The sequence below is a fragment of the Brachybacterium sp. p3-SID1565 genome (assembly GCF_025143785.1).
GTDB classification, from domain to species: Bacteria; Actinomycetota; Actinomycetes; order Actinomycetales; family Dermabacteraceae; genus Brachybacterium; species Brachybacterium epidermidis.
This window is the reverse complement of sequence record NZ_JAMBDS010000007.1, coordinates 72,982-83,494: the sequence shown is the minus strand read 5'-3', so window position 1 is coordinate 83,494 and position 10,513 is coordinate 72,982. Positions and strand designations below refer to the sequence as shown.

Annotated in this window: 8 protein-coding genes and 1 tRNA gene; 3 read left to right on the top strand and 6 right to left on the bottom strand. The window is 70.5% G+C overall.

All coding sequences use genetic code 11. The features are described 5' to 3' along the window. Positions 1 to 129 precede the first annotated feature (129 nt). From M4D54_RS03420 to M4D54_RS13795, 3 genes are all read left to right on the top strand, one after another. Positions 130 to 1,560, top strand: a complete 1,431-nt coding sequence (locus M4D54_RS03420) for an amino acid permease (protein WP_193865007.1) — start codon at positions 130 to 132, stop codon at positions 1,558 to 1,560. A 142-nt stretch (positions 1,561 to 1,702) separates the two neighbouring features. Then, a tRNA-Leu gene (locus M4D54_RS03415) sits at positions 1,703 to 1,786 on the top strand. Between the two features lie 187 nt (positions 1,787 to 1,973). Beyond that, positions 1,974 to 4,409 carry a TIM-barrel domain-containing protein gene (locus M4D54_RS13795; protein ID WP_311199666.1) on the top strand — a complete coding sequence of 812 codons (2,436 nt, stop codon included), beginning with the start codon at positions 1,974 to 1,976 and terminating at the stop codon, positions 4,407 to 4,409. A gap of 30 nt (positions 4,410 to 4,439) precedes the next feature. Here M4D54_RS13795 and M4D54_RS03400 read toward each other — a convergent pair whose 3' ends face one another. The 6 genes from M4D54_RS03400 to M4D54_RS03375 all read right to left on the bottom strand — a co-directional run bounded on the left by M4D54_RS03400 (position 4,440) and on the right by M4D54_RS03375 (position 10,416). Further along, positions 4,440 to 5,513 carry a hypothetical protein gene (locus M4D54_RS03400; protein WP_193865009.1) on the bottom strand — a complete coding sequence of 358 codons (1,074 nt, stop codon included), beginning with the start codon at positions 5,511 to 5,513 and terminating at the stop codon, positions 4,440 to 4,442. 62 nt (positions 5,514 to 5,575) lie between these two features. Next, complete coding sequence (locus tag M4D54_RS03395) at positions 5,576 to 6,124, bottom strand: NYN domain-containing protein (protein ID WP_017823543.1); 549 nt, start codon at positions 6,122 to 6,124, stop codon at positions 5,576 to 5,578. A gap of 8 nt (positions 6,125 to 6,132) precedes the next feature. Continuing rightward, positions 6,133 to 7,062 (bottom strand): hypothetical protein, encoded by a 930-nt coding sequence (locus tag M4D54_RS03390; protein WP_259890275.1) that lies wholly within the window; start codon positions 7,060 to 7,062, stop codon positions 6,133 to 6,135. Positions 7,063 to 7,131: 69 nt separating this feature from the next. Beyond that, positions 7,132 to 8,193, bottom strand: a complete 1,062-nt coding sequence (locus tag M4D54_RS03385) for a Gfo/Idh/MocA family protein (protein ID WP_193865011.1) — start codon at positions 8,191 to 8,193, stop codon at positions 7,132 to 7,134. 106 nt (positions 8,194 to 8,299) lie between these two features. Next, positions 8,300 to 9,199, bottom strand: coding sequence for a sugar phosphate isomerase/epimerase (locus M4D54_RS03380; protein ID WP_193865177.1), 900 nt, complete (start codon positions 9,197 to 9,199; stop codon positions 8,300 to 8,302). Further along, positions 9,196 to 10,416: an ROK family transcriptional regulator gene (locus M4D54_RS03375; protein WP_259890274.1), complete on the bottom strand. Its 1,221-nt coding sequence runs from the start codon at positions 10,414 to 10,416 to the stop codon at positions 9,196 to 9,198. Before M4D54_RS03375 ends, M4D54_RS03380 begins: the two co-directional genes overlap by 4 nt. Positions 10,417 to 10,513: the final 97 nt, after the last annotated feature.

Below are 10,513 nucleotides of genomic sequence, written 5' to 3'. Positions count from 1 at the left end.
GCTGCTACCCCCACTGTCTCGGCCGACGGTGCGCTCGGTCGCCCTCGAGCTCCCGCCGCCCTTCGTTGCTCCGGAACGGTTCCGGCCAGCCTTGGAGCGCGACGCTGAGGGTCGGGCTAACCTCGACGGGTGACTACCCAGACCTCCTCCTCTGACGAGCGCGCCGACGGGCAGCTCGCTCGCTCCCTCGGTCACGGTCAGATGGCCATGATCGCGATGGGCTCGGCACTGGGCACCGGGCTGTTCCTGGGCTCCGGCGAGGCGATCGCCCTGGCTGGCCCCGCCGTGATCATCACCTTCGCGATCGGCTCCCTCATCGCTGCCACCATCGCCCTGTCGATGGGAGAGATGGCCTCCCGCCACCCGGTGCGCGGTGGCTTCGGCACCCTCGCAGCCCGCTACCTCTCCCCGTTCTGGGGCTACCTGAGCCGCTGGCTGTACTGGATCGTCACCGTGGGCGTGACCGGCGCGGAACTGGTGGCCTGTGCCGCCTACCTCTCGTACTGGGCGCCGGGAGTGCCGCTGTGGGCGGGCATCCTGCTGTTCGCCGCGGTGATCGTGGGCATCAACCTGGCCAGCGTGGGCTCCTTCGGCACGGTCGAGTTCGCGCTCTCCTCCGTGAAGGTGATCGCCGTTGCGGTGTTCATCGTCGTCGGGGCGTTCCTGGTGTTCGTGGGCCTGCCCTCCCAGCCCGCCCCCGGTCTCGCCCTTCTCACGGCCGACGGGGGCTTCGCCCCGATGGGATGGGCGCCGGTGTGGGTGGCCCTGTCGATCGTGATGTTCTCCTTCGGCGGCATCGAGCTGCTGTCCATCACCGCCGCCGAGGCCAAGGACCCGGCCCGCTCCATCCGCACCGCCGCCCGTACCACCGTGGTGCGCCTGGCGTTCTTCTACGTGGCGTGCATCAGCATCGTGCTGTGCCTGGTGCCGTGGCGGCAGGCCGCCGGCACCGGTGAGGACGTGGCCACCTCCCCGTTCGTGATGGTGTTCGACCGGGTGGGCATCCCCGGTGGTGCGCACGTGACCAACCTGCTGGTGCTGATCGCCGCGCTGTCGGCAGCCAACGCCAACCTCTACGCCGGCAGCCGCATGCTGCACTCCCTGGCCTCCGACGGACTGGCACCCCGGGCCGTCGCCTGGACCACCCGCAGCCGGGTACCGGTGGTGGGCATCGCCTGCAGCTCGATCGGCATCCTCGGCGCCGCGATCCTGGCGTTCAGCGGGGTGGGCGGCGTGTTCGGGTACATGATGAGCCTGGTGGTGTTCTCGGTGCTGATGGTGTGGACCCTGATCCTGCTCACCTACATTAGCTTCCGTCGCAGCGGCACCACCGGAGCCACCTTCCGGATGCCCGGCGGGATCGGCACCGCCGTGGTGGGCCTGGTAGGGCTGGCGGCGGTGTTCGCCACGGTCGCGGTGCGGCCCAGCATGCAGGTGGCGGCGATGGTGGGTGTGCCCGCGGTGGTGCTCGCCTCGGTGCTGTACCTGGCGGTGGCCCGGCACCGCATCGAACCGGCCGACATCGACGAGGCCTTCGCCGAGGCCGAGACGATGCGCTGACGCCGCCCTCCCGGTCTCCCCGCGCAGACCGTCACGTGGTGTTCGTTACGGTACGTCCGATCCGGTTTGGGCGACAGCGTTCCTGGGGGTAATCTGTAGGAACCTTCGACCTCGGTGTGTTGAAACCCGGTGTTGAAGTCTCGCGCGAGTGGCGGAATTGGCAGACGCGCACGGTTCAGGTCCGTGTGCCCGAAAGGGCGTGGGGGTTCAACTCCCCCCTCGCGCACCGCGAGGAAAACCCCCTTCACCAGCAGAAATGCCGGTGGAGGGGGTTTTTCGTGCCTCGGTGGTGTGGCGGTGAGTGGCGCAGAGCGAGGATGGGTCCTGCGTGGTCGGGACCGACGGGCTGCGCTAGCCACACGTGTGGTGAGACGCTGGGGGAGCCCCCAGCGCCGCCGTGAAGGGATGACCCTGTGACAACCCCAGCCCCTGAGAGCTTCATCGAGAACTCCCTGCTGCAGGGGGACAACTTCCGCATCACTCCGATCACGCCGCGCCTGGTGCGCCTGGAATGGTCGCCCTCGGGCACCTTCGAGGACCGCCCCTCCGTGTTCGCCACCAACCGCGAGCTGCGGGACGAGTCCGCGCGCGTGAGCGAGACGGCCACCGGGGTGCGCGTGGAGACCGACCACTACGTGCTGGACTACGACCGCGGCGAGTTCTCCGCCAACGGTCTCTCCCTGTCGGTGCTGGGCGGCGTCTCCAACTACCACTCGATCTGGCGGTACCAGCAGGATCTGTCCCTGCCGGCCCACCGCACGGCCCGCCGCGAGGGCCGCACCACCCGGCCCCTGGACGGCAACCTGGGCGGGGCCACCCGCACCCTGGACGAGGCCGACGGCGCCGTTGACCTCGATCCCGGGGTGAACAGCACCTACGGCTACGCGGACATCGACGACTCGGGCTCGATGGTGTTCGGGCCCGACGGTGAACTGCAGGCGCGGGGTGCCGAGCCGGGTTCCGTTGACCTGTACGTGTTCGCCGCGGGCCGCGACCACGTGGCTGCCGTGAGGGATCTGTTCGCGCTGTCCGGTCCGCAGCCGCTGCTCCCGCGCTGGGCGCTGGGCAACTGGTGGTCCCGCTTCCACCGCTACACGGAGCAGACATACCTAGATCTGATGGACCGCTTCGCCGCTGAGGGTGTGCCGTTCTCGGTCGCCGTGATTGACATGGACTGGCACGTGACCGAGGTGGACCCTGTCTACGGCTCCGGCTGGACCGGGTACACCTGGGACCCGGAGCTGTTCCCGGACCCGGAGCGGTTCCAACGCGAACTGCATGAACGGGGCCTGAAGGTCACCCTCAACGATCACCCGGCCGATGGTGTTCGCGCCTTCGAGGCCCTCTACGGTCGGGTCGTGGAGGCCATGGGCAAGGAGGTGGACGGCTCCGCGGTCGAGTTCGATGTCACCGATCCCGTGTTCATCAAGGCGTACCTGGCGGCGCTGCATCGAGGCTTGGAGGAGCTGGGCACCGACTTCTGGTGGCTGGACTGGCAGTCGGGCCCCTATTCGAAGGTCCCCGGCATGGATCCGCTGTGGGTGCTCAACCATGTCCAGTACGAGGACACCCGCAAGCAGATGGGGGAGGGACTGATCCTGTCCCGCTACGCCGGACCAGGCAGTCACCGCTATCCGGTCGGTTTCTCCGGTGATGCCGTGATCAGCTGGGACTCCCTGGCGTTCCAGCCGCGGATGACGGCTGCCGCGGCGAACATCGGCTACGGCTGGTGGAGCCATGACATCGGCGGCCACATGGGCGGGTACTGGGACGACGAGCTCGCCACCCGCTGGGTGCAGTTCGGCGTGTACTCCCCGATAATGCGCCTGCACTCCTCCAGCTCCCGGTTCACCGGCAAGGAGCCGTGGATGTTCCCCGAGCCCGCGCACGCGGTGATGGTGGAGCAGCTGCGCCTGCGCCACCGTCTGGTGCCCTACCTGCATGCCATGAACCGCCGCGCGCACCGCGAGGGTCGTTCCCTGGTGGAGCCCACCTACTTCGAGGACACGTCCATCGAGGCGTACATGTACCGCGACCAGTATTTCTTCGGCTCGCAGCTGCTGGTGGCGCCGATCGTGCGACCCGCGGACCGCACCACCCGGCTCGCCGTGGCCGAGGCGTGGCTGCCCGCGGGCCGCTGGACCGATGTCACCACCGGCATCTCCTATCGCGGGGGCCGACTGGCGAGCCTGCACCGCGACGTGTCCTCGATCCCGGTGCTGCTGCGCGCCGGCGGGTTCCTGCCACTGGTCGCCGAGGGGGAGTCCCTGGACATCCGCGAGACCGGCCCGGCGCTCGAGGTGCTCGTCGCCGGCGGCGCCGACGGCACGTTCACGCTGGCCGAGGAGACCGAGCCCGGGACCTGGGCCGAGACCGTGTTCTCGCTGGACGTCGAGGCCGGGCGCCTCACCATCGAGCCCGCGACCGGCGACGGATTCCCGGCCCGCACCATCTGGGAGCTGACGCTCCTGGGCTTCGGCCCGGAGGCGGCCGGCGACCTCACCGTACGCGGTGCCGAGATCCAGAGCGTGACCACCTCCGACGGTCGGGTGAGGGTGCGCCTGGTCGGTGCCGGCACCGAGCCGGTGGTGCTGGAGGGCGCAGGGCTCGGCACCACCGGGCCCGGCGACGTGCTGGGCCAGGTGGAGAAGGTGCTGCGCGGCGCGGCCATCGGCTACTTCACCAAGGACCTGCTGTTCGCCCAGCTCGAGCGTGACGGCGCCGCCGCCCTCAGCTCCCTCGCCGCGTACGGCACGGTGCCCGTGTTCACGCCGGAGGATGTCGAGCACGGCCACCCCACCCCGGAGCTGGTCGCCGCCCTCACGGAGCTGCTGCTCGCTGATCGGTGACAGGAACGGGTGCACTCGTCCGGGCTCAGGTCAGGGCGTGCGCACCCAGCCCTCGTCCTGGTGCAGCCACCGCTGCACCTCGCCGGTCACGGCGGGAACGTCGCCGGTCAGCCAGTAGGTGGATCCGGGGTCCCAGCCGCCGATCACGCTCGCGGTATCGGCATCGACCTCAAGGGCACGGGTGGCGGCCTGCAGGTACCCGGCCACCGTCAGGTGCACGGCGTCCCACTGCTGCGCCACCTGCTCCCAGTCGGGCACCACCCATCTGCCGTCCCGGCCAGTGACCTGGTACCAGTCACCCCTGCGCGAGGCCGAGACCTCCAACGGGTGCTCACGGCACAGGGCGATCCAGTCCTCCGCGCCTGTGATTTCGAGGGTGCGGCCGGGCCCGTGCACCGGTGTCACCCACGCGTCGACCCAGCCCATCTCGTCCTCCACCAGGTCCAGTGCGGCGGGGACCCGGTCCACCGTCTGCTGCAGTCCCAACGGGGTCGACCACCATGACCCCGACGGTGCGTTCCGGGCATGCCGGGGCTGCTTCTTGCGTGCGGCTGCCTCACCCTCCCGGGCATCCGCGGCCCATCGGGACACGTCCCGATGGAGCCAGGAGTCGTCGGGAGAACCCGGCCGGTCCCAGGGCAGGATCCACTGCTGCGGCGCGCACGGCCGGTCCCAGCCCAGCACCGGTGCCCATGCGGCAACCCTCTCGGCCAAGGGCCGCAGCGCATCGCCGATGTCCGGGAGAGCAGCGAGCGCGTCCTGATCATCGGGCTCCTGCCAGTACATGGCAGCTTCCACCGACGAGGACAGCGCCCGATGCAGCAGCTGGGCCGTGTCCCCGCCGGGAGTCCTGCCAGGGGAAGGCGCATCGAGAACGGTCAGGTCCAGGGCTGCCAGATCGCGGGCCAGCTCCTCGATGGTGCGGGGCGGCTCACGGTCGGCCTGGCCCGCGCCGCCGTCGCCCCCGCTGCCCCCGCTGCCCCCGGCAACGGGACCGAACAGCAGCACGGAGCGGAACGAGGGACTCGGATCCAGCTCGGCCCCCAGCATCGAGGCACCCAGGCCGATCCGCTCGTCCAACCGGCAGGCCAGGTCGAGACACATCCGTCTCCCGCGGGGCCCTGCCAGCAGTGACTGCGCATCGAGCCCCATCGGAGGGCCTCTTCTCAGATGAACTCGTAGGGATCGAACTCGTCGATGTCGATGATCCGGATCCGCGGCAGCGGGCTGGTGAACGCCTCGACGTCGTACTCGAGGTCGAACATCTCGATGCCGGGGATGCCGCGCAGCTCACCGGAGAAGAACTCGTGGAAGCCCACCAGGGCGGTGCGACGCCCCTCGGTGCCAGCCAGCGCCGTCATCTGCGGCACGAAGTCCGCGTCGTGGCTGACCAGCATCACGTCGGCCGCACGGTCCTGCAGGGCCTCGGCGGTGCGCTGGATGGCGATGTCCACCACCTTGCCCTCGCCGCGCAGCGGCACCGGTCGGTACCCGATCGCGGTGAGGGCCTGCACGAAGCCCACCGGCAGGCTGTCGCCCACGGCCAGGAAGAACAGGCCCGAGACCGGATTGCCCCAGGCGTCCTGTGCATGGGTCAGCAGCTTGCCCCAGCGGGGCCGCTCCTCCGGCTGGGGCCGGCGGCCCAGGACCGACACCCCCAGGGTGGCGTCGATGTTCTCCCCGTCGACCAGGAGGTACGTGGTGCGGTCGGTCATCTGATCCGTCATGCTCCCAGTGCGACGTACAGCTTGCCGTCCGTGCCCTTGGCGATCTTCATCGGGGAGGGATCATCGGCGTGGATGCTGTGCACCAGCACCACACGGCCCTCCGCATCGAGGTTCGCCTCGAAGTGGTCGCGGGTGAGGTGAGTGGCCTTGCCCCCCAGGTCCTGATCGTCGATCGCCTGCTGGGTGGACTCCACGCAGGTGTCCTGGAGGATCGAGCTGTCGTCGATGCCCTTGCCGGTGAGCGGGTCCATCTGCAGCGCGCAGGAGGCGGCGGGGTCGTCGTCGGACAGTCCCATCAGGTAGGCGATCACGGTGTCCTTGGCGGCGTCGAGGTCGGCGTCGGTCGGGTCCTGGACCGGGGTGTCCACGTAGACGTCCGAGCCGGGCAGGCCCACGGTGCCCGTGGGCTCAGCGGACGTGGGGGCCTCGGACGTCGGCTCCTCGGAGGTGGGGGCCTCGGAGGTGGGCGAGTCCGACGTCGCGGGGTCGGTGGGGTCCTCGAGGGTGGTCTCCTCCGAGGTGGGGCCGGCCGAGGGAGATTCGGTGGGATCATCCCCGCCGTTCATCGACAGCAGTGCGAGGCCGCCGCCACCCGCTGCCAGGGCCAGCAGGGTGAGGCAGCCGCAGATGCCCACGATCCAGGGCCACGGCTTCTTCTTCTGCGGTGGCTGGCCGCCGCCAGGGGCCGGGTAGGGGGCCCCGCCACCCGTCGGGACGCCCGGTCCGGCGGGGGCACCCGTGCCTCCTGCGGCACCGGGGTACCCGTTGCCGGGAGCCGAGGACGGCGGAGGAGGCGGCGAGCCCCACTGGCCACTGCTGGGAGGCTGGCTACCCGACTGCGGCGCACCCGACTGCGGCTCGCCTCCCTGCGGCGCACCGCCCTGAGGCTGCCGAGGGGACGGGTTGCCGGGGTAGGGGCTGCTCATGTGCTCGAACCTTTCGACGGAGTCTCCGCAAGCGTACCCGGGTGCTCCCGGGGCCCAACGGTTCCCTGCTCAGTCCAGACGGACCTCGCGGCCCTCGGCGGCCGACGTGTACACGGCCTCGAGGATCCGCGCCATCTCCACCCCGTGCTCCGCCGGGGCCACGGACTCGGCGCGACCCAGGGAGGCATCGACGAAGTTCGCAATTTCGTTGCCGAAACCGGCTCCCATCTCGAAGGTGCCCGAGGAGATCTGCGGGGTGATGTTGACGACCGAGTCGTGCATCTCCGCGGCGATCTGCAGGCTGGGCTCCAGATCCGCGCCGCCCTTGGTGCCATGGACCGACACCAGGGTGGAGTCCTTGGTGGCGTGCAGGGAGTAGGAGCACTCCAGCAGCAGCGAGGCGCCGTTCTCGAAGCGCACCACGGCGTTGGCCATGTCCTCCACGGTGTTCTTGTCCGGGTCGTAGTCCGAGACCTTGTACCGGGGCATGGTGGTGATGTTGGCGCGGTTGCCGAGGACCTCGTAGGTGTTCCCGGAGACGGACACCGCCTTCGGGCAGCCCATCAGGTACCAGGCCAGGTCCAGCACATGGATGCCGATGTCCAGCAGTGGCCCGCCGCCGGCGATCTCCTTGTCGGCGAACCAGCCGCCGGGGTTGCCCATCCGGCGGATCAGGCTCGCCTTGGCGTAGTACATCTCGCCCAGCTGCCCGGCGTCGATGAAGGACTTCAGCACCTGGCAGTTCGGGGAATGACGGCGCACGAACCCCACCTGGACCACCCGGTCGCTCCTGCTGACCGCGTCCTGGATGGCGGTGGCCTCGGCAACGGTGCGGGCGATCGGCTTCTCCACCAGCACATGCTTGCCCGCCTCGACGGCGGCGATGGTCCAGGTGGCGTGGGAGTCGTTCCACGTGCACACGCTGACACCGTCGATGTCGTCCTGCGCCAGCAGCTCATGGGCGTCGGCGTAGGAGCGGGAGGCACCGAACTCCTGGGCCACGGCGCGGGCGCGGGCGGCGTTGATGTCGCTGATGGCGACGATCTGCACCTCGGGGTGAGCGGCGTAGGCCTCCAGGTGAGCGCGGGCGATGCTCCCGGCGCCGATGACGCCGACTCGGAAAGTGGTCATGGGGGTCTCCTCAGGGGACGGGGGTGGGAAGGACGGGAGGGGGCGGATGGAACGGGCCGGATGGGCGGGGCGGTAGAACGGCTCAGACGGCCGGGGCGGGGCCGGTTCAGGCCTCGGCCAGCAGACGCTTGGCGTTCGCGATGCCGCGCTCGCAGCCGATCAGGCAGTCCTCCCAGCCCTCGAACTCGATCGCGGCGTAGCCGGAGAAGTCGGAGTCCTTGATGGCGCGGGCCACCGCACGCAGGTCGATGTCGCCGTTGCCGACCACCGCCCCGCGCAGATGCTTGCCGCCGCGGCTGCGGAACCAGCCCGCGCCCGGATCCTGCCGGGCGGGCCGGATGTAGAAGTCCTTGAAGTGCACCACCATCGCGTAGGGCAGGTTCTGGGCCACCGACACCTCGGGCTGCTCGTCCACGCACACGAAGTTGCCCACGTCCAGGGTGGTGCGGAAGTTCGGCTGGTCCACCGCATGGATGATGCGCCGCACCCTGTCGGCCGACTGCACGAAGAAGCCGTGGTTCTCCAGGCTGGTGGTGATGCCCTTGGTGGCCGCGTACTGCGCGATCTCCGCGCAGGCGGCGACGATCCCCGGGAGAGCACGCCCGAACAGCGGGGTGTCATCACCGGGCAGGCCGGGGTGGCCGGCCACGTCGTGCCGCATCCGTTCGATCCCCAGGCGCTCGGCGAGGTCCACGTACTGCTTCACCCGCTCCACCTGGCGTGCCACCTCCGCGGGATCCTCGGAGGTGAAGTCCGCGCCGATCGCCAGGTTGGACAGGACAACGCCCGCGCTCGCCGCCTTCTCGCGGATCTGGTCCACGTAGGCGGGGTCCGAGGCGATGCTGGGCACGGGGTCGTCGGTCTGCTCGCTGAGAGAGGCCAGCTCGAGGTGCTCACCCTCGGAGGCCGCCACCCAGTCGATCACCTCCGGCAGCGTCATCTGGGATGTGGCGAGCTTCGAGTGGAAGCTGTAGGAGCTGAATCCGAAGCGGATCTGATCGGTCACGGGGTTCCTTCCGGGCGGGGGACTGCGGGGGAGGGGTCTGCAGCAGGAGGGCCGGCCTGGCGGGGGCGGTCGGGTGGTGCCGGGAAGCGGTGCCAGGGCGGGGGCACCTCCAGCACGCCGGTGACCTGCACGGAGCCGTGCTCGAAGGCGAGACCCAGCGCACCGACGAGAGCGCCGTCGGTGGTGAGGCGTGCGGTGCGGAAGACGGGCTTCCCGGGGCTGGTGAGCAGGTGGTGCACGTGGTGGCGCAGTGGGTCCAGCAGCAGGTCGCCGGCGCGGGACAGACCGCCGCCGATCACCACCTGCTCAGGGTCCACGGTGAGCAGCAGGGTGGCCAGGCGCGGTGCGATCTCGGCGCAGAACGCGTCGATCTCCGCCAGGGCCGCCTGGTCACCGTCGGCCGCCCGAGCGAACAGCGGCGCCGCGTCGTCCCCGGTGGACCAGCTCAAGCGGCCACGCCGGGAGGTGCTGGTCCACCGCATGCCGCGCTGCGTGCCCAGCTCACCGGCGAGCCGGTGGCGGCCCTGCAGAATCCGGCCGCCCAGGATCAGGGCCACGGAGATGCGGTGACCGATCTGCACGAAGGCGATGTCGGCGGGGCGGGCGGAGAGGTGGTGCTCGGCGTAGGCGGCGAGCTTGATGTCGTTCTCCACCGCCACCGGGCAACCCAGGCGCAAGGACAGCTCCGAGGCGATGTCCGTGCCCTCCAGGTCCTTCACCGCGAGACTCTGGGCGAGCCGGCCATCCGCATCGAGGATGCCGGGCACGGCGATGCCCACGACCGCCGGGGAGAGGCGTTCATCGGTCCCGCCCTCGTCAGCGGCGTCCTGCACCACCTGAGCGACTGCATCCAGACGGGCAGCAGCGCCGTTTCCGGCGCACTCGCGGCGCCCGGTGGCGACCATCCGGCCTGCAGCATCGGTGAGCAGGCACCGCACGGAGCGGTCGCCGATGTCCACCGCCGCCACGGTCGCCGCCCCGGGATGGAACGCGAATCGGCGGGCCGGCCTGCCGGGGGAGGAGGCAGGCGCGGCGGGCACGATGCGCACGGGCCCGGTCTCTACGAGGGAGGTGAGCACGGCGTCCACCGTGGGGCGCGACAGCCCGGTGTGCTCGGACACCTCGGCCACGGTGCGGGGCTGGGTCGCCTCGCGCAAGGCCAGCAGGCAGGCGCGCGCGTTGCCCTGGCGCACAGCAGCGCTGTCGGCGGTGCCCATGGATGCCCTTCGACGGGATTATGAAACCCGGTTGTGTAAATGCTTGGGTTCAGTCTTCGCCGCGTCGGGAGTCCTGTCAAGGTCGTCCCGGTACCGT